At 68.6% G+C, this 26385-nt stretch carries 22 protein-coding genes; 6 read left to right on the top strand and 16 right to left on the bottom strand.

The annotated features are described in order from the left end of the window. Positions 1–102 precede the first annotated feature (102 nt). The 4 genes from EXE45_RS00540 to EXE45_RS00525 all read right to left on the bottom strand — a co-directional run bounded on the left by EXE45_RS00540 (position 103) and on the right by EXE45_RS00525 (position 3594). A complete protein-coding gene (locus EXE45_RS00540; protein WP_092922920.1) occupies positions 103–1224 on the bottom strand; it encodes a pyridoxal phosphate-dependent aminotransferase in 1122 nt (373 codons plus the stop codon). Between the two features lie 84 nt (positions 1225–1308). Further along, complete coding sequence (locus EXE45_RS00535) at positions 1309–2319, bottom strand: DUF5821 family protein (RefSeq protein WP_137693239.1); 1011 nt, start codon at positions 2317–2319, stop codon at positions 1309–1311. Between the two features lie 118 nt (positions 2320–2437). Then, positions 2438–3178, bottom strand: a complete 741-nt coding sequence (locus EXE45_RS00530; RefSeq protein ID WP_137693238.1) for a tRNA (adenine-N1)-methyltransferase — start codon at positions 3176–3178, stop codon at positions 2438–2440. Then, the gene (locus EXE45_RS00525) at positions 3175–3594 is read right to left on the bottom strand and encodes a nascent polypeptide-associated complex protein (RefSeq protein WP_092922928.1); all 420 of its coding nucleotides are present in this window, start codon (positions 3592–3594) and stop codon (positions 3175–3177) included. The genes EXE45_RS00530 and EXE45_RS00525 overlap by 4 nt, the downstream gene beginning before the upstream one ends. A gap of 167 nt (positions 3595–3761) precedes the next feature. Here EXE45_RS00525 and EXE45_RS00520 point away from each other — a divergent pair, with 167 nt between their 5' ends. Further along, positions 3762–4547, top strand: a complete 786-nt coding sequence (locus EXE45_RS00520) for a creatininase family protein (protein ID WP_137693237.1) — start codon at positions 3762–3764, stop codon at positions 4545–4547. On the opposite strand, the gene EXE45_RS00515 is transcribed toward EXE45_RS00520, so the two are convergent. The 3 genes from EXE45_RS00515 to engB all read right to left on the bottom strand — a co-directional run bounded on the left by EXE45_RS00515 (position 4544) and on the right by engB (position 7486). Then, entirely contained in the window at positions 4544–5254 is a 711-nt protein-coding gene (locus EXE45_RS00515) for a 6-hydroxymethylpterin diphosphokinase MptE-like protein (RefSeq protein ID WP_137693236.1), read from the bottom strand. The genes EXE45_RS00520 and EXE45_RS00515 overlap by 4 nt on opposite strands. A gap of 162 nt (positions 5255–5416) precedes the next feature. Next, positions 5417–6682: a dihydropteroate synthase gene (gene folP, locus EXE45_RS00510; RefSeq protein ID WP_199233579.1), complete on the bottom strand. Its 1266-nt coding sequence runs from the start codon at positions 6680–6682 to the stop codon at positions 5417–5419. 183 nt (positions 6683–6865) lie between these two features. Beyond that, a complete protein-coding gene (gene engB, locus EXE45_RS00505) occupies positions 6866–7486 on the bottom strand; it encodes a GTP-binding protein EngB (protein ID WP_092922937.1) in 621 nt (206 codons plus the stop codon). Positions 7487–7613: 127 nt separating this feature from the next. Here engB and EXE45_RS00500 point away from each other — a divergent pair, with 127 nt between their 5' ends. Further along, a complete protein-coding gene (locus EXE45_RS00500; RefSeq protein ID WP_092922940.1) occupies positions 7614–9686 on the top strand; it encodes a glycoside hydrolase family 3 protein in 2073 nt (690 codons plus the stop codon). A 96-nt stretch (positions 9687–9782) separates the two neighbouring features. Continuing rightward, positions 9783–10886, top strand: a complete 1104-nt coding sequence (locus EXE45_RS00495) for a TrmB family transcriptional regulator (protein ID WP_092922943.1) — start codon at positions 9783–9785, stop codon at positions 10884–10886. Positions 10887–10929: 43 nt separating this feature from the next. Here the strand turns inward: EXE45_RS00495 and EXE45_RS00490 are convergent, their stop codons facing one another. Further along, complete coding sequence (locus EXE45_RS00490; protein ID WP_137693235.1) at positions 10930–11868, bottom strand: carbohydrate kinase; 939 nt, start codon at positions 11866–11868, stop codon at positions 10930–10932. 220 nt (positions 11869–12088) lie between these two features. On the opposite strand from EXE45_RS00490, the gene EXE45_RS00485 reads away from it, so the two are divergent. Then, entirely contained in the window at positions 12089–13801 is a 1713-nt protein-coding gene (locus EXE45_RS00485; protein ID WP_137693234.1) for an alpha-glucosidase, read from the top strand. Between the two features lie 25 nt (positions 13802–13826). Here the strand turns inward: EXE45_RS00485 and EXE45_RS00480 are convergent, their stop codons facing one another. From EXE45_RS00480 to EXE45_RS00460, 5 genes are all read right to left on the bottom strand, one after another. Continuing rightward, positions 13827–15011, bottom strand: coding sequence for an ABC transporter ATP-binding protein (locus EXE45_RS00480; RefSeq protein WP_092922949.1), 1185 nt, complete (start codon positions 15009–15011; stop codon positions 13827–13829). Between the two features lie 2 nt (positions 15012–15013). Continuing rightward, a complete protein-coding gene (locus tag EXE45_RS00475; protein WP_092922952.1) occupies positions 15014–15991 on the bottom strand; it encodes a carbohydrate ABC transporter permease in 978 nt (325 codons plus the stop codon). 1 nt (position 15992) lies between these two features. Further along, complete coding sequence (locus tag EXE45_RS00470) at positions 15993–16988, bottom strand: carbohydrate ABC transporter permease (RefSeq protein WP_174549012.1); 996 nt, start codon at positions 16986–16988, stop codon at positions 15993–15995. A gap of 158 nt (positions 16989–17146) precedes the next feature. Beyond that, positions 17147–18574 carry an extracellular solute-binding protein gene (locus EXE45_RS00465; protein WP_137693233.1) on the bottom strand — a complete coding sequence of 476 codons (1428 nt, stop codon included), beginning with the start codon at positions 18572–18574 and terminating at the stop codon, positions 17147–17149. 162 nt (positions 18575–18736) lie between these two features. Beyond that, positions 18737–19720, bottom strand: coding sequence for an aldo/keto reductase (locus EXE45_RS00460; RefSeq protein ID WP_092922957.1), 984 nt, complete (start codon positions 19718–19720; stop codon positions 18737–18739). Between the two features lie 131 nt (positions 19721–19851). Between EXE45_RS00460 and EXE45_RS19545 the strand changes: the two genes are divergently transcribed. Beyond that, positions 19852–20679: a hypothetical protein gene (locus EXE45_RS19545; protein ID WP_092922960.1), complete on the top strand. Its 828-nt coding sequence runs from the start codon at positions 19852–19854 to the stop codon at positions 20677–20679. 387 nt (positions 20680–21066) lie between these two features. Beyond that, complete coding sequence (locus EXE45_RS00450) at positions 21067–22428, top strand: glycoside hydrolase family 68 protein (RefSeq protein ID WP_137693231.1); 1362 nt, start codon at positions 21067–21069, stop codon at positions 22426–22428. 50 nt (positions 22429–22478) lie between these two features. Here EXE45_RS00450 and EXE45_RS00445 read toward each other — a convergent pair whose 3' ends face one another. The 3 genes from EXE45_RS00445 to EXE45_RS00435 all read right to left on the bottom strand — a co-directional run bounded on the left by EXE45_RS00445 (position 22479) and on the right by EXE45_RS00435 (position 26268). Beyond that, the gene (locus EXE45_RS00445; RefSeq protein WP_137693230.1) at positions 22479–24626 is read right to left on the bottom strand and encodes a GH32 C-terminal domain-containing protein; all 2148 of its coding nucleotides are present in this window, start codon (positions 24624–24626) and stop codon (positions 22479–22481) included. Between the two features lie 141 nt (positions 24627–24767). After that, on the bottom strand, positions 24768–24971 hold the full coding sequence (locus tag EXE45_RS00440; protein ID WP_137693229.1) for a hypothetical protein: 204 nt from the start codon (positions 24969–24971) through the stop codon (positions 24768–24770). A 202-nt stretch (positions 24972–25173) separates the two neighbouring features. Then, positions 25174–26268, bottom strand: coding sequence for an archaeosine biosynthesis radical SAM protein RaSEA (locus EXE45_RS00435; protein ID WP_137693228.1), 1095 nt, complete (start codon positions 26266–26268; stop codon positions 25174–25176). Positions 26269–26385: the final 117 nt, after the last annotated feature.

The following is a 26385-nucleotide window of genomic DNA, read 5'->3' as shown; positions in this document are numbered from 1 at the left end:
CTCCGCGGGCGACGGTATAACTTGCGGAAACCTCCCGGGCCGGGGTAATGCTCTCGGGTTATGGCTCGGCAGATGTTGCGGCCGCGTCGCGGTTCCCCGCCGTCAGCGCGTCGCCGCGTACGCCTCGGCCATGACGTCGAGGGCCTCGCGCAGCTCCGCCTCGTCGGTGGCGTACGAGATCCGCGCGTGGCCGGCGCCGCCCTCGCCGAACGCCTCGCCGGGCACGACGACCACGCCGCGGTCGATACACGCCTCGACGAATCCGTCCGGGACGCGCGGCATCGCGTAGAACGCCCCCTGCGGCGTCGGACAGTCGATGCCGATCTCCGCGAACCCCTCCAGGAGGATGTCGCGGCGGCGCTCGAAGGAGGCGGTCATCTCGTCGACCACGCCGCGGTCCCCCCGCAGCGCGGCCTCCGCGGCGTACTGCGCCGGGGCCGAGGCGCACGCCTGCGCGTACTGGTGGACGCGCAGCATGCGCTCGACGCGCTCGTCGGCGCCGTACACCCAGCCGAGCCGCCAGCCCGTCATCGAGAACAGCTTCGAGGCGGAGTTGACGACCACGACGTTGTCCGTCTCGGCAAACTCGATCGGGGAGTAGTGTTCCCCGTCGAAGACGGTGTACTCGTACACCTCGTCGGAGACACAGAGCACGTCGTGCTCGTCGGCGATGCGGGCGAACTCCCGGACGTCTTCCTCGGAGGAGACCGCGCCCGTGGGGTTGCCGGGGGAGTTGACGACGAACGCCGCCGTGTCCTCGGTGATCGCGTCCTCGATGGCGGCCGGGTCGATAGTGAGGTCGTCGCGGAGCGGCACCGGGACCGGTTCGCCGCCGGTCAGCTTCGTCAGCGCGTCGTAGGAGACGAATCCCGGGTCGGGGATCAACACCTCGTCGCCGGCGTCGACGTGCGCTTCGAGGGCGACGTGAAGCGCCTCGCTGCCGCCCGCGGTCGCGATGACGTTCCCGGGGTCGAGGTCGATTCCCTGGTCGGCGCGGTGCTTCTCGGCGATCGCCTCGCGCAGCGACCGAGTCCCCTTGTTCTCGGTGTAGGCGTCGGCCTTCCCTGCCTCGATGGCGTCGACCGCGGCCCGCCGGGCGTGGTCCGGCGTCGGGAAGTCGGGCTGGCCCAGCCCGAGGTTGATCGCGTCGTCGCCGGCCGCCTCGAACACCTCGCGGATCCCGCTTATCGAGATCCGTTCGACCCTGTCGGAGAACGTCGTCATATCCGTGTGGGGGCGCCGCCGCGAGTTAGTTCTTGCCACGTCGGGTCGGCCGACGGTCCGGACCCTCCGACCGGGATCGCGGAGTCACCACCGCCGACGCTCCCAGACGGGTCGTCGCCCCCCGCGGCTCGCGTCGTCTCTGATCCGCCCGTCCGCGTCGGTCGGCAGCGCGAATCGCCCGTCGAGGATGCTCGGCACCTCCTCCGGTCGCGCGCGCAACAGGGCGTCGTCGACCGCGCGGAGCCGGAACATCGGCCGACCCGGTCCCATCGGGACCTTGATCGACTCGATCAGCTCCCGGTCGACGAGGGCCCGGCGGTCCCGGGTGAACTCCTGTGCCGGGGCGATCCCGACGCCGTCGGTCCCGACCCAGGCGCGGAGGTCTCGGAAGAGGTGGTCGTGGCGCGCCGCGAGCGCGACGAGGAGCGTCCGGTCCGTCACCCCGGTCGTGCGGCCGAACTCGCCGGGAGCGAGCGACGCCAGCAGGGCCGCCAGGTCGTCCGCGAACCGGTCGTCGAGGACCTCGCGCGCATGGGCGAGAAGCCGAGTCCGCGAGGGCATCCCGACGGTCGCCGCCGCCGCCGCGTCGAACCGCGACTCGGCCGTCGCGCGGGTGCCGTCGACAGCCTCCGAACCGGCCGCCGCTACCTGAGCGTCGGCCGCCGTCGTCGCGAGCGTCCGACCTCCCCGGGGGCCGACGAGGGCGTCGACGCGGTCCGGGCTCGCGAACAGCGTCCCGCCCGTCCCGTGTCCGAGCGGCTCGCCGGTCCGAATCCGGATTTCGCCGCCCTCGACCGCCTCGGCGACCGCGCTGCCGAGGACGAGCGCCCGTGAGAGCGCGTCGACGACGCCGGGGCGGCACGCGATCCGCCACGGGTCCCCCGACGAGCGCTCTCGGGCCGCGAGCACTGCCGGGAGCAGCCGGATCGGCACGCCGACCGCGACGACCGCGGACCGCCCCGCCAGCGCGGCCTCGACCGCCTCGGCGAGCGGGTCGTCGGGACGCGGAAGGACGTCGGAGACCTCGGACGCCCCGTCGAAGTCGTCGCTCGCGGCCTCGGAGTCGGCCTCGGTTCCGGCGTCGTCCGCGGTCACACCGATCGGTGACTACCGCGATCCGGATGAGCGTTGCGCCGGTCACGGGGGCGCGCCGCTGAGGGAGGAAAGCACTGGGAGAGAAAGCGACGGGAGAGAAACGTCGTGAGCGCCGAACTCAGGGCGCTCGCGCGAACACGAGGTACCCCGTGTGCCCCACGCCCGCCGTGGAGGGGCGGGAGCCGCGGTCGGAGAAGTCCATCTCGCGCTGGATCGTTTCGAGCGTCTCGACCTCCGAGAGGCCCGCCTCGCGGGCGGCGAGGACCGCGTCGCGGGTCCCCTCGACGAACGGGGAGTAGACGGCCAGGTGACCGCCGGGCGCGAGCAGGTCGACGGCGCGTTCGACGACCGCCGGGGCGTCTCCCGTGTCGAGCGTCAGGACGTCGAACGGCTCGCCCTCGGCGAGCGCGTCCAGCTCTTCGGTGAGGTCGCCGGTCCGGACTTCGACGCGGTCGGCGACGCCCGCGGTCGCCATGTTCCCGCGGGCGACCTCGGCGAACTCGGGGTCGACCTCGTAGGTCGTCACGTCGGCGCCCGCGCGGCCGAGGTACGCCGCGAGGATCCCCGTCCCGGTGCCGGCGTCGAGGACGCGGTCGCCGCCCGAGGCGCCCGTGTGGCCCATCACGAGGCCCACGTCGCGCGGCATCATCGGCGCGCCGGTGCGTTCGAGGTGGTTGAACAGGTCGGGGCCGCGGAGCGCGCGGACCTCGAAGACGGTGCCGAGATGGGTCTCGACGGTGTCGCCGGCCGCGACGTCGTCGGGGACCTCGAGCACGCCGAGGTCGGTGCCGAACTCCTCGCCGGGCTCCAGTAAGTACTCGCGGTCCTCGTGGACGAGCAGGTACGCGGCGTCCGTCACTGGAGGTCCGAGATCGCCCGGGCCGGCTCGCCGTTGGCCGCCTCCAAGGCGTCGCGGGCGGCCTCTCTCGAAACGCCGGCCTGCTGGGCGACCAGTTTCACGTCCTCCTCGGGGATGCCGTCGTCTCCGTCGTCCGCGTCGTCAGCGTCGTCGAGCGCGGGCTCGTCGCCCCCTTCGACCGCCGTCGCGCCGCCGCCCGCGCCAGCGTCGGCCACCGCGTCGGGGGAGCCGACGATCTGGTAGGTCTCCTGCCCTTGAGCGTCCATCTTGGTGACCTGAGCGCCGTCGAAGACGAGGTCGTCGCCGTCGGCCGTCTCGATGACGACCCGCTCGGCGTCGAGCTCCTCGACGTCGATCCCCATCTGTTTCATCATCTGTTTCATCTTCCGCGGGTTCATGCCGCCGCCTCCGAACATGGTCCTCGGTTCGGCCGGACGACACAAAAAGGGTGTCGACACGGGCCGCAGGGCCGGCGCGGCGGCGACGGGCGACGCGCTCGATCCCGGCGGCGTCCGCCCAACGCGATCCCGGCGAACCCGACCGAGACGACGGGGTTGATACGTGTCGCGCGCGAGTCGGCGGTATGTACCTCGCGGACCACACCTGGCCGGAGCTGGGCGACGCGCTGTCCCCCGGTTCCGTCGCGCTCGTCCCGCTCGGCTCGACCGAACAGCACGGCCCGCACCTCCCGCTGGCGACCGACCACCTGATCGCCGAGGGGCTCGCGACGGCGGCCGCGGACCGCTCGGACGCGTTCCGCACGCCGACGATCAACGTCGGCGTCAGCCCTCACCACCGGCAGTTCCCGGGGACGATGTGGGTCGACCCGCCCGAGTTCCGCGACTACGTCGAGTCGTTCGCGCGGAACCTCGCGTACCACGGCATCGACCGTATCGTGTTCGTGAACGCCCACGGCGGCAACGTCCAGCACCTCCGAGAGGTGGGCCGCCGGCTCCACGAGGACGAGGTCGCCTACGCGGTCGAGTGGATGTGGGACGAGTCGATCCCGGAGCTGGTCGACGAGCTCTTCGAGCGCAACGGCCCCCACGCCGGCCCGAAGGAGACCGCGATGATCACCCACCTCGCGCCCGAGCTCGTCCGCGAGGACCGGCTCGAAGACGCCCGCGACGGCGGGCTCGTCGACCTCGAGAGCGCGGAGACGACCGTCCACGGCGCCCGGACGTTCTACGACTCGATCGACAACTCCGCGAACGGCGCGTTCGGCGACCCGACCGACGTGACCCCGGAGAAGAGCGAGCGCCTGTTCGAGGCCGCCGCGGACCAGCTCGTCGGGCTGGCGGAGTGGATCGGCGAGCGCGACGAGGGCGAGCTGTTCCCGGAACCGCGCGTAGAGCAGGGGTCGAATTAGTCGTCGGACCGGTCGCCGAGGGTCTCCCGGAGCGCCGCGTCGGCCGCCTCTCGACGACCGTCCAAGACCGCGAACCGCTCGTCGCGACGCCGTTCGAGCCATCTCAGCAGCCGGGCGGCCCAGTCGAGCTTCCGCGCCTTCATCGGGTCGACGGCGGGATCGTCGAACTCCCAGCCCGGGAAGACGAGTTCGGCGGCCCCGACGTGGTCGGCGAGGAACGCGGCGCGGTCGCCGTCGGTGAACCCGCCCGTGTTACGGACGGGACCGACGGGAGCCGCCTGCGTCGTCGCCAGCGTCCACTCGTCGGCGAAGCGCGGGAGCCACTCGCGGACCGCCGGGAGGTTGTCGCCGTGGGCGTGGGCGGCGACCGGGACCCCGTCGCGGGTGAGTTCCGCGGCGGTCTCGGGGTTCTTGTCGAGGTCCGTCACCAGACAGTCGACGGCGACGCCGCGGTCCGCGAGGACGTCGGCGGCCGTGGACGCGGCGACGACGACGTCGGCGTCGCGGGCGAGCGCGACCTCGTCCGCGAGGCACGGCGCCGCGCCAGCGACGGCGACCGTCTCCCCCCGCCAGTCGCCGAGGCGGTCGAGCGGGAACGGCGTCGCGAGGTCGGCGGCTGCGTCGCGGGCGCGCTCGTCGGCCGCACGGTCGAAGCCGAAGTCCGCGATGACCGCCTCGTAGACGGGTTCGAACGTCGCGAAGTTCACGCGCGGATCACGCCCCGCGGGGTCGCCACACGCGCCGCGGAGCGGCGGCGCCGCTCGGCGGTCGAGATATGGTATGGACCGGAGTGGCACAGAGTACCCCTACCCGCGTGCCCCTCCGGCGTCCGGTCGATCGGTTGTCTACACGAGGGCATAAACTTTCTCTTAACTCACGTGTCGGTCGATACCGTCGAGCGCGTGGTCGAGCGCGCCTGAAACGCCGGATACCGCGTCTCTGACCGAGGCGATCGCGGCGGGCGTCCCGATCAGCAGTCCGCGTCGGTCGCTCCCGGCCGTGTTACCGGTGTCACCGTCGACCCCGGCACCCCCGTCGGTCGCCGAGCGGGCCGCGACGGCCTCCGCTCGGTTCGGGTCGCCCAGCGCGAACGCCGCGGCGCCCGCGTCGCCGCCGACGGTCGCGGCGCGCAGGGCGCCGACCGCGGGCTCGTCGAGCCCGGAGAGCTCGTAGGTGCGAACGACGGCGCCGTCGGCGACCGGCCGATCGCCCTGGGTTACCTCCGCCGCACCGATCCGGTCGAGGTGGCGCTCCGCCTCCCGGACCGTCGTCACGTCGAGCTCCTCGACGGCGACGGCGTCAGACGCGGGGCCGGACCGGTAGCGGTCGCGGGCGAACTCGGCGCCGACGAGGGCGGCGTCGCGCGTCTCGGCCACGTCGTGGGTCCGGATCACGTGGGCGCCGCGCTCGACCGCCATCGACGTCGCGGCCAGCGAGACCGGCAGCGCCTCCTCGGTACCGCGGCCCGCGATGGTCTTGAGGAAGCTCTTGCGGTTTATCGAGACGAGCAGGGGGCGGCCGTAGCCGCGGAACTCCCGGAGGCGACGGAGCGTCTCGCGGTCGTCGTCGTGGGTCTTCGCCTCGGACCAGCCGCCGAAGGCGGGGTCGAGGATCGTCTTGTCGGTGAAGCCGTTCATCGAGAGCGCCTCGTAGATGTCGTCCACGGCCTCGACGGCCCCCGGTCGCTCCAGGTCCGGCGGCGAGGCCATCTTCGAGACGGCGACGTCGTGCTCGCGGCAGACGCGGGGCATCTCGGGGTCCGCGAACCCGCAGATGTCGTTGACCATGTCGAAGCCGCGCGAGAGCGCCTCGTCCGCGACCTCGTGGTAGCGCGTCTCGATCGACCAGACGGCGTCGCCCGAGGTCGACTCCAGCGTCTCGACGGCGGTGTCGAGGCGATCGAGTTCCTGTTCGGCCGAGAGCACGTCGAGGTCCTTGTTGGCCGATTCGAGGCCCACGTCGACGATGTCGGCCCCCTCGCCGATCAGCTCCTCGTCCACGTACGCGGCGGCCTCGCCCGGGTCGTCGTACACGCTCGGGTCGTACGGCGACTCCTCCGAGACGTTGAGCACGCCCATGATCCGGGGCGGGTGGTCGTCGCCGATCCCGAGCCCCGCGGCGTCCACGTTTCGCATACGATCCCCACGGGCGCGAGCGACATAAACGGGGCGAGTACCCGACGCGCTCGCCGGCGATTCGGCCCGGGACCCGGAGCGGAGCGACCGGCGATGTCGGAGAAGCGTGAGGCCTCGGACGGGCGTCAAGCGAGGGTGAGGCCTCGGAGGTGCGTCAAGCGAGGGTGAGGCCTCGGACGGGCGTCAGGAGACGAACTTCAGCAGGTCGTCGCGGTTGTGGTCGTGGAAGCGCGTCCGGAGGCAGTCCTCCAACGCCTCGACGTCACCGCGCTTCGCGCAGACGGGCGCCACGCGGTCGGACCACTGCTGCCACGGCGGGTACAGCCCGAGCCGGTCGCAGATCGCGTCGAGCCGCTCGTCGAGGTCGTCGATCTTGTCGGTCTTGTTGACGGCGACGATGGGTTCGACGCCGACGTCCTCGAGGAAGCCGAACATCTCCACGTCGTGGGGGACGTTCCCGCGCTCGGCGTGGCGGTCGATGATGTCGACGGCCGCCTTCCCGTCCATCACGACGACGCCCGCCAGGATCGAGTCGGCGTTGTCCTCTAGGTAGCGGACGATGTCGGTCTTGATCTGCTCGCGCTGTTCCTCCTCGACGCCGGACATGAAGCCGAAGCCGGGGAGGTCCGTGAACATGAAGCCCTCGCTGGCCCAGTCGAAGTGGTTCGGCTGACGGGTGACTCCGGGCTTCCCGCCGGTCGAGAAGTCGTGGCCCGTCAGCTCGCGCATCAGCGTGGACTTGCCGACGTTCGAGCGCCCCACGAGGACGACCTCGGCGTCGCGGTCCGGCCGGTCTTCGAACATGTCCGACCGTGCGCGCCTGAACGGGTTAAAAGGCGCGTCGCGACGGCGGCTACTCGTCGGGAGCGGTCCGTCCGTGCGGGGACGACCGGAGAAACACCGAAGGCGATCCGCGGAGAACGTGGTCGCCATGGACGGAGACATCAGCGAGATTACCGGCGGGCTAACGCTCGATGAGAAGCTCCGACTCGTCCACGGCGCCGTCGATCCGGACGGGAAGGCGACGGGGTACCTCCCGGGCGTCGATCGCGTCGGCGTCCCGCCGCTGTCGCTCGTCGACGGGCCGCTCGGCGTCCGAGCGAGCGGAGAGCGCGCGACGGCGTTCCCCGCTTCGGTGGCGCTCGCAGCGTCGTGGCGGCCCTCGCTCGCTCGACGGTTCGGACGAGCGCTCGCCGGGGAGGCGGCCGCCCACGGCCAAGACATCGTCTTAGCGCCGGGAGTCAACATCGCCCGAGTGCCGCACGGCGGGCGTAACTTCGAATACTACGGCGAGGACCCCTATCTGACCGCGCGAACCGGCGTCGCCGTGATCGACGGCCTCGAGTCGGAAGGCGTCGCCGCGACGGTCAAACACTTCGTCGCGAACAATCAGGAGACGAACCGCTACGACGTCAGCGCGGCGGTCAGCGAGCGAGCGCTCCGCGAGATCTACCTGCCGGCGTTCCGCGCGGCGGTCGAGGAGGCGGACGTGACGTCGGTGATGACCGCCTACAACCGGGTCAACGGGACGCATATGAGCGACCACGGGTACCTCCTCTCGGACGTTCTGAAGGGCGAGTGGGGCTTCGACGGCTTCGTCGTCTCGGACTGGTGGGGCACTCGTAGCACCGTCGCGGCGGCCCGTGCCGGTCTCGACGTCGAAATGCCCGGGATCGACCCCGAGGAGTTCGTCCCCACCGACATCGACGTCGACGACGTTCCCGAGGCGATGCCACCGGTTCCGGACGTTCCGGCGTTGTTCGGTGACCCCCTCCGAGAGGCGGTCGAGTCCGGCGAACTCGACGAGGCCGTCGTCGACGAGAAGGTCGCGCGCGTCCTGCGGGGCACGGCTTCGATCGGCCGTTTCGACGAGGAGCCGGCGGGCGAACTCGACGCGGCGGCACACCGGGAACTCGCACGGGAAATCGCCACGGAGGGCGCGGTCCTCCTGCGGAACGACGGCACGCTCCCGCTGGGGGACGTCGGTTCACTCGCGGTGATCGGCCCGAACGCGGACCGCGCCAAACTGGGCGGTGGCGGCTCCTCGGAGGTCTCGCCGTTCACCCGGACCTCGCCCGTCGAGGGGCTCGAGGCGAGGGAGGTTTCCGTCACCGTCGAACGCGGGGTCCCCCCCGTCTCGGAGTCGCGGATGTTCGGCGCGGAGTCGGACGAGGAGGGCCCCGATCCGAGCATCGACGACGCAGTCGACGCGGCCGCAGCCGCTGACTGCGCCGTCGTTGTCGTCCAAGACGACGCGACGGAGTTCCGGGACCGCCCGGATCTCGGCCTCCCCGGCCGGCAGGACGATCTGGTCGAAGCGGTTGCCGGTGTCGCCGACCGGACAGTCGTCGTACTCCGGACGAGCGGACCCGTCGAGATGCCGTGGCTGGACGCGGTCGACGCCGTGCTCGAAACGTGGTACCCCGGGCAGGCCGACGGCGACGCGCTCGCCGACCTGCTCTTCGGTGACGCCGAGCCCGGCGGGCGCCTCCCGACGACCTTCGGACGCAGTGCGGCCGACTATCCCGCGAGCGATGAGACGGCGTTCCCCGGGGTCAACGACGTGGCCCGATACGACGAGGGCGTCTTCGTCGGCTATCGGTACTTCGACGAACGCGACGTTCGCCCCGCGTTCCCCTTCGGACACGGCCTCTCTTACACCTCGTTCGCGTACGGGCAGCCGTCGGTGACCGAGGACGGCGACGGATTCGCCGTGGCAGTCCCGGTGGAGAACACGGGGGATCGTCGGGGCAAAACCGTCGTACAGGTGTACGCTCAGAAGGCCGCTGCGCCGGTCCCAACGCCGGAGCGCGAACTCGTCGGGTTCGAGGCGACGACGCTTGAAGCGGGCGAACGGCGGACGCCGGAGGTGTCGGTTGCGCGTTCGGAGTTCGAGTACTACGACGAACAGACCGGCTGGACTCTCGCATCGGGGGAGAACGCGCTCTTCGTCGGCCGCTCTGCGCGTGACATCGTCGCGGAGATCGGCGTCTCAGTCCGATAAGGCGTGGCCGCGGCGCTGGCGGCAGTCGTGAAGCGCCCGCCCACCGGGCCGTTCCGGCACGACAATACTTATTCACTACCTGCGTAAGGGGCGGCTATGGAGACGGACGCTCTGATAAGTACGCTCGAAGACGCGGGCCTGTCGCCGTACCAAGCGGCGGTGTACGTCGCGCTCCTCGATCTGGGGACCGCGTCGGCGACCTCGGTCGCCGACGCGAGCGACATCCCGAATGCGCGCGTCTATGACGTGATTGACGCCTTAGCCGAACGAGAGTACATCGAGAAGTACGAGCAGGGCACGCTCAAAGCGCGGGCACACAGCCCTGCCGTGGTGCTCGACGACCTCCGAGACAGGGCCGATCGACTCGAATCGGCGGCCGACGAAATCGAAGACCGGTGGGAACAGCCGCCGCTCGAAAAATCCACGGCCAGCATCGTCAAGCAGTTCCAGACGGTCATCGACCGCGCGCAGCTGTTCATCGAACAGGCGGAGACACGCGTGTACGTCTCCGTGACGCCCGAACAGCTCGAACAGCTCCGTGAACCGCTGAAACGGGCACACGAGCGCGGCGTCGCCGTCCACGTACTCGTCTACACGGAATCGGCCGGCGATCCGCCGACGGCCGAATCGGTGTCCGGAATCTGTCACGAGGCCCGGTACCGCGGACTTCCGGCCCCGTTCGTCGCGTCGGTCGACCGACAGAGCGCCTGCTTTTCCCACCACCCGGACGCGGTCAACCAGTACGGCGTCCTCGTCAACGATGAGGAGTACACCTTCGTCTTCCACTGGTTCTTTATGACGTGTCTATGGGCGCACGGAACGCCGATATATTCCGAGCGGCAGGAGACCCTGCCGATCGAGTACGTCGATATCCGGCAGTTCATACGCGAGGCACGACCGCTGTTCGAGTCCGAGGCGACGGTGACGGTCCGGGTCGAAGGGACCGATCTCGCCACCGGCGAACCGCGGACGGTCACGGGCACCGTCGAGGGCGTCCAGTCCGTCGTGGGGGGTGAAGAATCGGATCCGCAGATCGCCGGACAGGTGACGCTGATCGTCGATACCGGTCACGAACGGGTCCGTATCGGCGGATGGAACGCCGTGGTCGAAGACGTGGAGGCGACGCGGATCGTCGTTACCGACGTCGCGGACGTCGATAGCTATCCGTCGTTGCGCGCGGGGACGGAACCCGCCGAGTGATCACGAACCACGAGCGTTCCGCGGACCCGCTGCCCGGAACGGGTCACGACCCGTCGCGTACGTTCGCGACGGTCCGCCGGTCGGGGAGCGCAGCCATCGCGCCGCGGCGCGTCGTCGACGCGGCGGCGACCGCGTTGGCAAACGCGAGGATGGCGTTCGGTTCGTCGCCGGCGACGAGCCCCGCGACCGCCCCCGCGGCGAAGGCGTCACCGGCGCCGGTCGTATCGACGACGTCGTCGACGTCGTATCCGGGGTGGTGCCACTCACCGGCCCCCCATCGGGCGTTGCTGTCGGTGATCAGACGCGCGCCGGAACTCCCCTCGGTCAGGAGGATCGCGTCCGGTCCGGCCGCGAGGATGTCCGGTGGCGTCGTCGGGAGGCCGGCCCCCTCGAGGTCCTCGCGGGTGGCCTTGAGAACGTCCGTCTCGGAGAGCATCCGCTCGATCGTGGGTGTCGGCTCCGTCTCCCACAGTTCGGGGCGAACGTTCGGATCGAAAACGACGCGGCAGCCACGGTCGCGGGCCCGCTCGACGAGATCGAAGGTCGCTGACCGCGCCGGCTCGACGGTCAGAGTGACGCCTCCCACGACGACGATATCGACTGACTCGAGGGTGTCGTCGCCGACGACGCTCGTGTCGAGGTGTCTGTCCGCCGTGTTCGAGCGATAAAAGGTGAACTCTCGATCGGCGTCGGGACCGTGCGAGACGAACGCCAGCGCCGTCCGGCTGTCCGGAACCTCCGTGACGAAGTCGTCCGGAACGCCCTCGCGGTCGAGCACCCGCGCGAGATGCGAGCCGAACGGGTCGTCGGCGAGCGCGGTACAGAACCACGGCGTCCGGTCGAGCCGCGCCAGCCCGACCGCCACGTTGGCCGGCGCTCCGCCCGCTCGCTTGGAGAACGACTCCACGTCCGCGAGCGGTCCGGGGCGGTCAGGAATGAAATCGATCAGGGTCTCGCCGGCGACAAGGACGTCACGCGTCATGCGCCACCATACTCGGAGTCAGGAGTATGAAAATAATAAAAATTCGGGCACGGTCGCGATCGGGACGGTCCGGGGGCGCTCCCCCCGCGACCGATATGTTTTTACAAATATACTCGGATGTGAGTTGTATGTGTTCTCTCCGACGTCGCACCGTCGACCACACGCCGGCTTCGCGCGAGGAGCGATCCACACCGAGTCATCGCGGCGCGTCTCCCCGCCGATGACCTCCGGAGGGGACGCCGCAGACCCGGATCGGTTCTGGTGGAAGGAGAGCGTCGTCTACCAGATCTACCCGCGGAGCTTCAACGATTTTGACGGCGACGGGATCGGCGACCTCCGTGGGATCACGCAGAAGGCCGACTACCTCGATGAGCTGGGAATCGACGTCGTCTGGCTCTGTCCGGTGTACGACTCGCCGCAAGAGGACAACGGCTATGACATTCGAGACTACCGCGCGATCGACCCGGAGTTCGGCACGATGGCCGACTGGGAAGCGCTTCGAGACGCGCTTCACGACCGCGACGTCCGCCTCGTGATGGACCTCGTCGTCAACCACACTTCCGCGGAACACGAGTGGTTCCAGCGGTCGCGACGCGAGGAAGCGGGGTACGAGGACTACTACCACTGGGTGGAGGGCTCCCCCGACGAACCGCCGAACAACTGGGAGTCGTTCTTCGGCGGCTCGGCGTGGAGCTACGACGAGACCCGCGGCGCGTGGTACCTCCACCTCTTCCACGGGAACCAGCCGGACCTGAACTGGCGGAACCCTCGGGTCCGCGAGTCCGTCACGGAGCTGATCCGGTGGTGGCTGGACAAGGACGTCGACGGCTTCCGGATGGACGCCCTGAACCCCCTCTCGAAGCCGGCGGGGTATCCCGACGGCGACCCCGACGGCGACGTCGTCGGCGAGGAACAGTTCTTCAACGGGCCGCGGCTGGAGGAGTACCTCAGCGAGATCGTCGAGACGACGTCCGGACGCGACGCGATGACCGTCGCCGAGATGTCGCACACGGACGTCGACACCGCGGCGAGCTACCTCGGCGACGACGGGGTCGGGCTGGGGATGCTCTTCCAGTCGGCGCACATGGAGGTCGACGCCGGCCCGGACGGGATCTGGGACCCGAGCGGCCCGGGGGAGTTCGATCTGCCGACGTTCAAGCGCGTGATGGACCGCTGGCAGGAGGGGCTGCGGGGCCGCGGGTGGAACGCCGTCTTCCTCGGGAACCACGACCAGCCGCGGATCGTCTCCCGGTTCGGCGACGACGGCGAGTACCGACGGGAGAGCGCGACGCTCCTGGCGACGTTCCTGCTGACTCTGAGCGGCACGCCGTACGTGTACCAGGGCGACGAGATCGGGATGACGAACGCGGCGTTCGAGAGCCTGGACGAGATCGACGATGTCGAGACGATCGGGGCGGTCGAGGCGCTCACCCGCCGCGACGGCGTCGACTCCTTCGCGGACGTCGCGCACCTCGTGAACTACTGGAGCCGGGACCACGCCCGGACGCCGATGCAGTGGTCCGACGAGGCGCACGCCGGCTTCACGGACGGCGACCCGTGGTTCCCGGTGAACGACAACTACGGCGAGATCAACGTCGAGAAAGAGCGGAGCCGCGAGGACTCCGTCTGGCACTACTACCGCCGACTGATCGAGCTCAGACACGATACGGACGCCCTCGTGTACGGCGAGTACGACCTCCTCCTGCCGGACCACCCCAGCGTCTACGCGTACACCCGAACCCTCGGCGGCGACCGCCTGTTGGTCGTGCTCAACTGGTCCGACGCCGCCGCAACTTTCGAACCGGAAGCGATCGAACCGGAAGCGATCGAACCGGCCGACGTCGAGACGCTCGCGGGGAACTACGACGAGTCGCCGACCGACCCGATGAGCAGTGCGTTCCGGCCGTACGAGGCCGCCGTGTACCGGATCTGAAAAGAGTCGGCGACGGGCGAGCGGCTCAGTCGGCTTGGACGCCGTCGTCGACGGCTTCGACGTTCGCGTCTGCGACGACGCCGTGCGAGATCGCGTCGCCGGTCCTGTCGTCGAACAGGTGAATCTGCGCGCGGTCGAAGACGATCTCGACGTCCTCGTCCTCGCCGATGTCGGTCGCCGGGTCGACGCTCATCAGCAGCCCCTGTCGCTCCTCGAAGTCGGCCGCTTCCCCGCCGTCGTCGGGATCGAGAATCGGCTTCAGGTAGACGAAGATCTCGTCGCCCATCGGCTCGAGCACGTCCGTCTCGACCGCGAACGTTGCGCTCGGGTCCCTGGCCTCGGCGCTATTGGTCGTGAGGTAGAGGTCCTCCGGACGGATGCCGACGTCTACCGCGTCGCCGCTCGCCACGCCGTCGATCGCCGTGGCGTCGAAGGAGATGGAGTAGCCGTTCGCGTCGAGCGTGTCGTCGCCGACGGTGGCGTCGAAGAAGTTCATCGAGGGCGACCCGATGAAACCGGCGACGAACCTGTTCGCCGGCTGGTTGTAGCAGGTCAGCGGCGGCGCGATCTGCTGGAGTTCGCCCTTGTTGAGCACGGCGATGCGGTCCGACATCGTCATCGCTTCCGCCTGGTTGTGCGTGACGTAGATGATCGTCGTGTCTAACTGCTTGTGGAGCCGCTGTAGCTCGGTCCGCATGTTGACGCGCAGCTTGGCGTCCAAGTTCGCCAGCGGCTCGTCCATCAGGAACACCTCCGGGTCGCGAACGATGGCCCGCGCGATCGCGACGCGCTGGCGCTGCCCGCCGGACATCTCGCTCGGCATCCGGTCGAGCATCCCCTCCATCCGGACGATCCGCGCGGCCTCCTCGACGCGCTCGTCCATCTCGTCTTGGGGGAAGCTCCGCAGCCGGAGCCCGAAGGAGATGTTGTCGTACACGTCCATGTGCGGGAACAGCGCGATGTTCTGGAACACCATCGCGATCCCGCGGTCCTTCGGCGGGAGGTTCGTCACCTCTCGGTCGCCGATCAGGATCTCGCCCGAGGTGGGCTTGGTGAGTCCCGCGATCGTTTCGAGCGTCGTGGACTTCCCGCAGCCCGACGGACCGACGAGGCAGATGAACTCGCCGTCGTTCAGGTCGAGGTTCATGTTGTCGACCGCCGTTACGTCGTCGTACTGTTTCGTGACGTCCGTGAGTTTGACTCGTGACATGGTTACTCCTTGAGGGCACCCTGCGTGAGGCCGCTGATGATCTTGTCCTGTGCGATGACGACGAGGATCGCGACCGGGACGATCGCGATCAGGCTCGCCGCCGCTTGGAGGTCGTACCGGACGGTGTACTGCGTCTGGAACGCGAGGACGCCGTCGACCACCGGCGCCCAGTCCGCGGCGCTGTTTCCGGTCATCAGGTACGAGAAGAAGAACTCCGTGTACACCGTGATGAAAGTGAGAATGCCGGCGGTCGCGACGCCGGGCGCCGACAGCGGCATGATCACGCGGAACAGCGCGCCGATCCGGGTCGTCCCCTCGACTCTCGCTGCGTCTTCGAGTCCGTCCGGGATCTGGCCGTAGAACGTGGTCAGTATGAAGATCGCCAACGGCATAGTGAACGCGCTGAGCGGCGTGACGACCGCGGCCGGCGTCCCGTACACCTCCACCGGGAGGGTGAACAGGCCGAGCATCGGGACCTGCTGGTTGAACGCCCGGAACAGCGGGATGAACAGCGTCGCCGGGGGGAAGAAGCTGAGCACCAGAAGCGAGAACAGAAGCGGCGTCTTCCCGCGGAACTCCAGGCGACCGAACGCGTACCCGGCGAGGCTCCCGACGAGGAGCACGAACACCGTCACCGTGAACGCGTAAAACAGGCTGTTGAACATGAACCGCGCGAACGGGACCTGCCGGAACACCTGAACGAACACGGACAGGTCTATGCTCGCCGGAACGAGCGGGATGTCGGGCTGTCCGGGCGGCGCCATCGCGACGTTGAACAGCCAGTACAACGGGAACAGCGACGTGGTCAACAGGACGCCGCCGAGGAACACTAACATCACGGCGTACGCCTTCTCCGGGTTCCTGATCCAGTCGTCCGCCCACCGCGCGACGCGGGACTTGTTCTCCCCGTCGTCACCGGTGTCGTCGCCCGATCCGTCGAACGTTTCCGCGTCGTCGTGGTTGCGTGCGTCGATGCTCATGTCAGGCTAACCCCAGGCTCTGGTTGCTTTGTCGGATGAACAGGAGGTACACCATGATGAACAGCCCCACGACGATGGCGATGAGTACGCTCACGGCGGCCGCGGACCCGTACAGCGTCGCGGAGCCGAACATCAGTTGGGTGACGAGACAGGTCATCGACGGAACCGTCGAACAGCCGACAGAGGTCGATTCGATGATGCCGTACACCCGCAGCGCGCCCATCGTCCGGAACAGCATCGCGACCATCAACACCGGGAACACCAGCGGGAACGTGATGTAGCGGAACCGCTGCCACCGGGAGGCGCCCATCACGTCGGCCACCTCGTAGAGGTCCTGGTTGACGCTCTCCAAGCCCGCGAGGATCAGCAGGGCCATGAACGCCGAGGTCTTCCAGATGTCCGCGACCGTCACGATGACGAAGCTGTCGAACGTCGTGTTGAGGGGAAGCGAAGAGAAGATCCCGAGCTGCTGAAGCGGCTCGGTCAACAGCCCGTAACCGGGTCGGAACAGCAGGAAGAAGATCATCCCCTGGATGACGATGGGGATCGCCCACGGCAGGATGATGAGCAACCGAACGAGCCGCCGCCCCTTGTACTCGGCTTTCATCAGCATGGCGTAGAGGAAGCCGAGCAGCGTCTCGCCCGTGACGCTCAACACGGCGAACAGGATCGTCATGAACAGCGCCTGTTCCAAGATCGGCGTCTGGAACGACGGGTCGATGAACGCCGCCGGTGCCAACGCGTTGCTGTTCGTGAGCAACCGGACGTAGTTTTCCACCCCGACGAACCCTCCCAGGTTACCGCCGGTGATCACGTCCGCGAAAAACGACATCCTGATCGCCGACGCCAGCGGCCAGAACGCGAACAGAAGCAGGACGAGGAACGCCGGCACCAACAGCAGGTACGCGTACGCCTGCTCGCTCAAATTCTCCGTCCGCGTCGCGATCCGTGTCAGTATCCCGTCGGACACCTCCGGGCCCGCCTGTTCAACGGCCATGGTGGCTGACACCTCCCTGTGCGACCGCCCGCTGTTGTGGTACGAACATCGACCACGTGTTTTTATTACGAATATTTATCATTATTGTTTGTTTTACATATCGTTCGAATTCGGTGGACCCGAGACGCCCTCAGGGAGGGACCGTCAGTTGGACTCCGTCACCCCGACTGCTCCTCGATGGCGGAGATCTGCTGTTGCATCGCCGTCGCCGCCTCCTGTGGCGTCTGCTCCTGACGGAGCGCCGCGTTGACCTCGTCGGCGACGATACTACGCTGACTCGGCCACACCGACGTCGTCGGACGGGGGATCAGGTTCTCCGCCGAGTACTGGAGCGCTTCGAAGTACGGTCCGTACGTGTCGCTCTGCTCGACGTAGCTGTACAGCGACGGCTTCGGCGGCATGAAGTTCGCCGTGTCGAACTGGTACTTGAGCACCGAGTCCTCCCACCACGCCTTGATCACTTCCTTCGCGGACGCCATGTTGTCGGTGTAGGGGTTCATCGACATGATCCACCCGCCCTGCGCGTGCCAGGACCCGTTCGGTCCCTTCGGCAGTGGCATCACGCCGAGTTCCATGTCCGTCCCTTCGAAGGCGGTCAAGGCCCCGCCGATGGAGTAGGTCCAGTTGCGCTGGGTGACCGCGCTGCCGTCCTCGAAGACGCTCTTCGTGTCCGGTTCGGCCCAGCCGGCAACCTCCTGAGGCGAGATGCTCGCGATATCCATCGGGGCGCTGCCCGTGCCGTGGATGGTGTCGACCGCGGCCTCGATCCCGTCGATGGACTCCTCCGAATCGAGGGTGACGGGCCGGTCACCGATCGGCCCGAAGAGGTTGTCCTGGCCGCCGAAGAAGGCGCCGCCCATGCTCGTGAGGAACTCGTTGAACGTACAACACGCCAGCCCGGCGTAGTTGTTCCCCTGCCAGAGGTGACCGTACTCGACGTCGGCCCCGCCCATGGCCTCGGTGACGATCTGTGAGAACTCGCCCCACGTCGGCGGGTCTCCCCGCCACGTATCGAAGTCCGAGTCGCCGTAGCCCGCGTCCCGGAGCAGGTCCTTGCGGTACGTGATCGTCGGGAAGTCGGGGAACACCGGGACCGAGTACAGGTCGCCGGTCTCCGGGTGTGTCCCCGTGTTGAGCATCGACTGGACGCCCTCCTCTTTGACCCGGGAGATGAACGCGTCGTCCATCTCCTGTTCGAGGTTGACCAGGTCGCCGCGGACGATGAACGGGATCGTCCACCCGTTGTCGGTCAACACCAGGTCCGGGTTGGACTCCTCCGCGTTGATCGCGGTCCGGAGCTGCTGCTGTTTGCTGCCGGTGTCTTGGGGAGGCCGAGTCATCTCGATGGTGATCGAGTCGGGCACGCCCGCCTCGTGTAGGACTTCGGGGAACCCGGCATCCACGAACTGCGGTCCGGAGAAGACCGTGACCGTACCGCCGATCTCCCCGTCGCCCGACGAGCCCGACGAGGTCCCGCCGTTTCCGCCCCCGCCGGAACAGCCCGCGAGACCGGCCGCCCCCACTGCGCCCGTTGCCGCGAGATACTGCCGTCTCGAGACGCCGTTCGGTGTGCTATCTTCTGACATCATCCGGTTATAAGGAACAATCATTAATATAGTTACGGCAGTGTACTACCGGTGTTGTAAATGAGATCTCTCGCGAGAATCGGCGGCAAGCATCGGGGTCCGACCGTCTACCCGACCGCGCGCGAACCCACGCGGGGTACCGGAACGCACCGAGGTCCTCTATCAGTCTTTCCCGAGGGCGGGCCACTGCGGCGTGAGAGGAGCCTCGATCCGCGACAGCTCCTCGTCGGTCAGCTCGACGCCGAGCGCCCCGACGTTCTCCTCGAGGTGCTCGACGCTCCTCGGTCCGATGATTGGCGCGTCAACGACGTCTTTGTGGAGCAGCCACGCGATACTCACCTGCGCGGGCGTCGCCCCGTTCGCGTCGGCGATGTCGCGGATCTCCTCTAGCACCGCCCAGTTCTCGTCGGTGAACCGCTGTGCGGTGTAGTCGTCGCTCGCTGCCCTCCCCGATTCGGGGTCCTCGCCCCGTGAGTACTTCCCCGTCAGGAACCCGCCCGCGAGCGGGGACCACGGAAGGACGCCGATCCCCTCGGCGGCGCACACCGGTAACACGTTGGCCTCCTCGTGCCTGTCGACGGCGTTGTACTCCGGCTGCATCGAGACGAACCGCTCGCGGTTCTCGACGTCGGCGGCGTACAGCGCCCGGGTGAACTTCCAAGCCGGCATCGTGCTCGCCCCGACGTAGCGGACTACCCCCTCGGTAACGAGGTGATCCAGCGCCGAGAGGACCTCTTCGACGGGCGTGTCGTCGTCCCAGCGGTGGATCTGATAGAGGTCGATGTAGTCGGTCCCGAGCCGGTCGAGCGACGCCTCGGCCTGATCGAGGATATGCTTCCGCGAGAGCCCCTGTCCGTTCGGCCCCTCGCGCATCCGGTTGTACACCTTCGTCGCGATGACCAGCTCCGAGCGGTCGTACCCCTCGATCGCTCGACCGACGATCTCCTCGCTCTCACCTCGCGAGTAGACGTTGGCCGTGTCGAGGAAGTTGATCCCGAGCTCCAACGCACGGTCGATGATCGCCCGGGAATCCGACTCCTCGTGGATCATCCAGGGCGCTTCCGTCCCGAAGTTCATACACCCGAGCGCCAGCCGCGACACCTCCATCCCCGTCTCGCCCAGCGTGGTGTACTCCATCTCGGTCATCGCTCGTGGTACCGAAGCGAGCGACAAAAAACTACGCCGAGCGGATCGCGCGGACGACCGTCGGTTCCGACCGCCGACGCCGAACGGTGTCGGCGGAAAGTTGATGCCGTGGTAGCGGGTATCTGGTCGGGATGCCCCCGTCATACAGTTCCGGACTCCGCCGGTCGGAACACACCGGCGACGACCGCTGTTGGCCGTGTACGCTCGTCAACGTCGCGCTCGTCGGTGCCGGTAGTGTGGCGCTCGGAGCCGTCAGCACGCCGGCGATCGGCGTCGCCGCCGCGGTGGGCGGCCTGACGCTGGTCTGGCTCCGGGGGTATCTGATCCCGGGCACGCCGCGGTTCGCCCCCGGGCTGGTCGCCGCCGTCCCCGGTGGAGCGGCGCTCTTCGACGAGCCCCCGGCGGGTGAGAACGGGCCGCCGGACGGGGGCGGGTCGCTGGGCACCGAGAACGCTCCCGGCGACCCCGAGGACCTGCTCGGCCGCCTCGTCGAGAGCGGCGTCCTCGAGGTCGACGGCGACACCGTCGCTCCCACGGCGGCGTTCGACGAACGGTGGCACGCGGAGATGGACCGCCTCCGGGACAGCACCACGGGGGAACTGGCCCGCGCCGCGCTCGCGGTCTCGCCGGCGGCCGAGGCGAGGCCCATCGAAGACGAGTGGGTCGCGCTCTCCCCCGAGGACGCCGGCGTGGTGGACGAGACCTGGCTCAGCCGTCCGGTGGCGATCGCCGAGATCGCCGGCTACCGCGCGGCCGAGTCGTTCCTCTCCGACGACGAGACCCGGCTGGCGGCCGCGCGGACGAATCGGCTGTTCCTCGACTCGTGTCCCGACTGCGGGACCCCGCTGGAACGGGGGACGGACATGTCGTGTTGCGGCGGTCACACCGGTTCCGGGGACGAGCCGTCCGAGACGCTCGTCTGTCGAGAGTGCGAGGCGCGGATATACACCTTCGATTAGTCTCGGCGCGACTGCGCGGACAGGCGCGTCTCGTAGGGGCGCGGATCCAGCGACTTCCCCGGTTCGTCGGCGGTCGAATACCGTCGGTCGGCTTCGTCCTCGCCCTGAAGGGCGAGGCTTTCGCCTCGGGTCTTCCGTAATGCCCGGGACGGCTCCGAGACCGTCGCCGTCCGAGTCGCTGAAGCTCCGCGGGGAGACCTGGTAGACGACGGTCTCGGTCCACCAATTGCGTTCACGCATAGTTGGACTGAAAGTTGTGTTCACTGCCGTCCCGTACTAACCGTTGTGAGAGAGTCGACTTCGAGCCGGGGGAGACCGACGCGTGGCCGCCAACACGCGGACCGGGACGAATAAGTGAATTTGCGACAGACGAGCCCGTAACCCAAAATGACTGAGAACAACGTCGGCGACCGCCGGAACCCGGAGGGCGGGCGCCCGCCGCGGTGGACGAGGTCCCAGGCGATGCGGATCGAACGCACGCCCGAGACCGTGGCGCCGGTCATCGAACCGCCTTCCGAGGATCCCGCCGCGGATCTCCACATCTGGGACACGTGGTTGCTCCGGGACCGCCACGGGGAGATCGCCGAGATCGACGGCTGGCGGGTGCTCTTCTCGCTGACCGCTCCGGAGGAACTGCTCCCGGGAAAGCGCCACGACGTCGCGGAGATCCGCTTCTTTTACTCCCGGAACGGAACCGAGTGGCACGGCGGCGAACCCGTCTTCGAAGCCGAGGCTCTCGGCCAGCGCCAGTGGGCCGGCTCCGCGCTGTACGACGACGGCGACCTGTACCTGTACTACACCGCTGCCGGGGACGAGTCCGTCGACGAACTGAACTACACCCAACGCATCGCGGTCGCCCACGGCGGCCGTTTCGAGGCCGACGACGACGGCGTGTGGAGCGAGGGGCCCTGGACCCACGAGACCATCCTCGAACCCGACGGGAGGTGGTACGAGAGCGAGGACCAGTCGCGCGGGATGATCTACACGTTCCGCGATCCCTGGTTCTTCGAGGATCCGGAGACCGGTGAGACGAACCTCCTGTTCGAGGCGAACACGCCGGTCTCGACCGACAGCGACCGGTGTGACGGCGACGAGGCCCGACAGGAGTTCAACGGGAGCGTCGGCGTCGCCACGTCACACAGCGGCGACCCGCTCGAATGGGAACTCGAACCGCCGCTCCTCGACGGCGTCTGCGTCAACCAGGAACTCGAACGTCCCCACATCGTGATCCACGACGACCGATACTACCTCTTCTTCTCGAGCCATATGCACACCTTTTCGCCCGGCCTTCGCGGTTTCGACGGTCTCTACGGGTTCGTCGCCGACTCGCTCCGCGGGGAGTACGACCCGCTGAACGGCTCCGGGCTGGTCGTGACTAACCCCGCGAGCGTTCCCTTCCAGGCGTACTCCTGGATGGCGTTTCCCTACCGGGACGAGATACTCGTTCAGAGCTTCTACAACTACCGCGAGTTCGCCGGCGATTCGCTCGACGGCATCGCAGACCTCTCCGAATCGGAACAGCGCCACCTGTTCGGCGGGACGCTGAGTCCGACGCTCAGACTCGACGTGGGGGGCGATCGGACGCGTATCCACGGCCGGCTCGCTCACTGGCACATCCCCACCTCGGAAGAGGGCCTCCCGAACACTGACGGGTATCAGCCCCCCGAAGACGTCGGCTCCGACGACGGCTACGACGGCCGGCCGAGCTCCCGGATGGACCGGCACCAGACCGGCGGGTACTCACGCTGATCCCGAGGGCGGAAGCCTGCGGCTTCCGTCGTCGGTGACAGACGGGGCGGCTACTGAGACTCCGTGCCGGCCGCCGCCGAGGCGGGTCGCGTCGCGGGCGTGATCGCGGATTCGAGTTCCCGAGCCTCGAAGGCGGAGACGGTCGCTCGTCCGCCTTCAGCCGCCACCGATACTCCCGTGCTGTTCGCGGCGGGATACACCCGGCTGGTCAGGCAGTGCCGGTCGTTGGCGTACAGTTCGATCACGGACCCGTCGAGGAACGCCCGGAGGGACAGCGGCTCGTCGTACGGCGTCACGGGCATCCGCTGGGCGTCCGTCGCGCCGACCCCCTCCCGACTGGACTCCGAGCGGTCGACTATCAGCTCGTTCTCGCGCGTGTATCGGACCGCGGTCCGCTCCTCGCGGTCGGCCGACTCGAACACCGAGAGCTCGAACGCCGAGGCGTCCTCCAGCGACACCTCCAGTTCGATCTCCAGCGTTCGGCCGCCCACCTCGAGCGCGTGACGGGCCTCGTCGAGGACGGACGGGACCGCGGTCGACAGTCGGCGCTGGCGGAGTCGATCCACCTCCGCGGCGGGCCGTTGCCGGAGTCGCCCGTCCGCACCGAGCGAGAGCACCCGCGGTAGCGACAGGGCTCCGGACCAGCCGGCGTCCCACTGAGCGGCCGTCCCGCGTGTTTCCGGAAGCCACCCCCAGGTCAGATACCGATCGCCGTCCCGGAGCGACTGCGGGGCGTAGAAATCGCCGTGGTCGAGCACGCCCCGGTGGGCGACGTCGAACTCCCCGTCGTCGACCCCACCGATGAAATACACGACGTCCTCGTAGTTGGAGACGTGGAGGAGGGATCGATCGCCGAGATCCAACAGTTCCGGACACTCCCAGACGGCCCCGTGGCCGTCGTCACCGGTCAGCAGGGGGCCTCTGTACTCCCATTCGCGGAGATCCGGTGAGGCGTACAGGAGTGCCGTCCCGCCTCGATCGGAGATGCCGCTGCCGATGATCTGATACCACGTGCCGTCGTCCCGCCAGACCGCGTGGTCGCGGAACTCTATCTCCCAGTGTTCCGTGGACAGTAGATCGAGATCGGAGGGCGGCTCTTCGATGACGGGATTGCCCGGGTCCTTCTCCCAGCTTCGGAGGTCCGGGTCCGCGCTCGTGGCGAGACACGGGAGCTGCCAGCGCCCGTCGCCGCCCGTGTAGAGGATCGTCGGCGTCCCGTCGTCGTCGACCGCACACCCCGACCAACACCCGTCGCGGTCGGGACCGTCCGGCGACGGCGCAAGCGCGATCGGTTCGTCCGTCCAGTGAAGCAGGTCGTCGCTGACGGCGTGACCCCAGTGGATGGCGTTGTGAAACGGCCCCGCGGGGTTGTACTGGTAGAACAGATGATACCGCCCGTTCCAGCGGATCAGCCCGTTCGGATCGTTCAGCCAGTTCGCCGGCGGGGTGAAGTGATAGCGTGGCCGAGCGGGATCGCCCGCGAACGCCTCTCGCATCGCTGACAACTCGTCGGCCGTTTTCGGCCGGGCGGGCTGGTCGCCGCTGCCGACCGCGGACAGACACCCCGAAGCCAGGTCGGAGCGCGCGTCGGCGACGGACTCGTCCGCGGGCTCGTCGAACGCTAACGGCGCACCGATACCGATGACGCCGCCGCCACGGTCCCACGAAACGACGGTCATTTCGTTCGGCACGTCCCGACCACCGCGGACGGTCGACGCGAGCACCTCGCCGTGCGTCGGCACCGCGCTCTCGTAACGGGCCGTCGGAACCGCTCCCCTGTCGCAGATCGGGATCCGGATCGACTCGAACGCCGCTATCGCGGGATGGTCGTCGTAGAGCGTCCGCCAGAGCACGCCGGTCGGCTCGGCGACGCTCTGGGTCCCGACCACGTCCGGCGCGACGGGATCGATCCCGAGGTCATCGACGGCGCCCATCGCCCGAAGCGTGAGCAGTAGCCCGCCGCCGTCTTCGAGAAAGGCTTCGAAGGCCTCCACGGAACCCGGTGAGAGGACGTCGTCCCCGAGCGGCGCGTCGCGGTGCCACCACAGCACGTCGCATCCGTCCGTCGCCGCGCCGACCTCGGCGGGGGAGACACGCACCGTCTCGAACGACTGCGCCTCTAGCCACGCCAGCGCCGCCCGCTGTTCGTCCGACGGCGCACCGCGACAGACAAATCCGACTCTCGTCCCGTGACCCATTATGACGGATATGATTCAGTCTCGAGTGAAAGTTGTATCGTCTACGGTCAGCAGGGGACGGCGGCCCGATATCGCCGCGACAGGTGGTAATTGGGCCGGATAGACGTGACGGGGCGGGTCGGTCCGCGTGGTCGACGGCGACTAGTCGGCGTGCTGCGGCGCCGGCGCGGACCGCTCGGGTCGGTGGTCGGCCACCTGGCCGCACTCCGGACAGACGACGGTGCGCTCGTCGCCGTCGCTGACGACGAGCCACCCGTCCGACAGGGCGCTCTCGAAGCGACACTCCGCACAGAAGAGGACCGACTTCCCGCGGGAGGGCGGGGAACCGCTGGCGTCTGCGTTCATGTTCGAAGGGAGGGCCCGGAGCTATAAGGGTCTTTTTCGACCTGATCGTTCAGTATGTTCGGGTGTGTCACGCGTACTCGTCACGCGAATCGGGACAGAACGGATCATTCGTTTCTAAAAGTAGAAAAATGGTGATCGGAATTCGGCTGGATCGTTTCCGGTGGATCCGGCTGTTTTCCTCGGCGTTTCCGTCGAACGGGAGCTACCGCGCCAGCGGCATGTTGTAGCTCGTCTCCTCGTCCATCACGTGCTCCCAGGTGGCCTCGCACTCGCAGGACACCTGCTCGAAGACGCTCGGGTCCTGCCGTTTATCGAAGTCCTTGATCGCGGTCTGGACGCGGTCGTCGCACTCGCCGCAGTTGTGCGCGCCGCGGTCGGAGCCGTGGCCGACGGGGTCGGAGACGACGATGGCGTCGACGTCGGCGGTCGATTCCAGGACGTGGGCGACCGACCAGAGCCACGGCGGGCGGTAGCCCCCCTCGAAGAACAGCTCGTCGACCATCGTGTACCGCTGGACGTTCGTGGGGTTCATCGAGACGGTGTGGCAGCCGTCGACGTCGGCGCAGCGCCGGATCGAGTCGATCATGTCCGCGGCCGCCTCCGGCTCCGCGAGGAAGGGCGGCTTCATGAGCAGGTACGCCTTGATCCCCACGTCGGCGTCGAACTCGTCGTCCGCGGCGGCCGCCTCGGCGCAGGCGTCCTCGAAGTCTGCGAAGTCGAAGTACTTGTTCACGCAGTCGTGACGGACGCGGTCGGTCGCGGTCTCTAATCCGACCGCCACGTCGGTGGCGATCCCGTGGTCCGCGAAGTCCGTGACCTTCTCGCGGTCGACGAAGTCCGGCAGGGACTCGACGACGATCCGGTCGCGGTCCGCGAACGTCTCCGCGATCGCCCGGCGGGTCTCCGCCGGCACCTCGCGCTCGTCGAGGAAGGAGCCGGACGTGTAGATCTTGATCAGATCGGCCGGCTCGTCGGTCTCCTCGGCCTCGTGGTCGAGACACGCGTCGACCTGCGTCATGAGGTCCTCGTGGGCGACGCTGCCGCCCTCGACCGACTCGGCGACGTAGCCGCACATCGTACAGCCGCCGGCGCGGGCCCACCGGCAGCCGCCGGTGTTCAGGATGATCGTGAGGGAGTTCACGACGCCGTCGGGCGTGTTGTCCTCGTCGATCCAGACGCGGGTGGGCTCCGTCGGGTCGTACGTCTCCGAGCGCTCGGCGCGGATGTCGCGCATCACGGCGTTGTGCGCGTCCATCCCGCGCCCCTGCTCGTACGCCTCGGGGCTCGTCCGGCTCATTATTGAGAGGAGCGGGCGAGCGCGTAAAGCCGTGTCGTCATCGCGGGGTCGCTCGCCAGCGGGATCCGGCGACTAGGACGCCAGAGCCTCACCCGCGGAACCCGGACCGACCGTTCG

This window comes from Halorubrum sp. SP9, from assembly GCF_005435015.1.
Classification (GTDB): Archaea; Halobacteriota; Halobacteria; order Halobacteriales; family Haloferacaceae; genus Halorubrum; species Halorubrum sodomense.
Note: the sequence above shows the minus strand (reverse complement) of the source record. Positions and strands in the feature narration are given on the sequence as shown.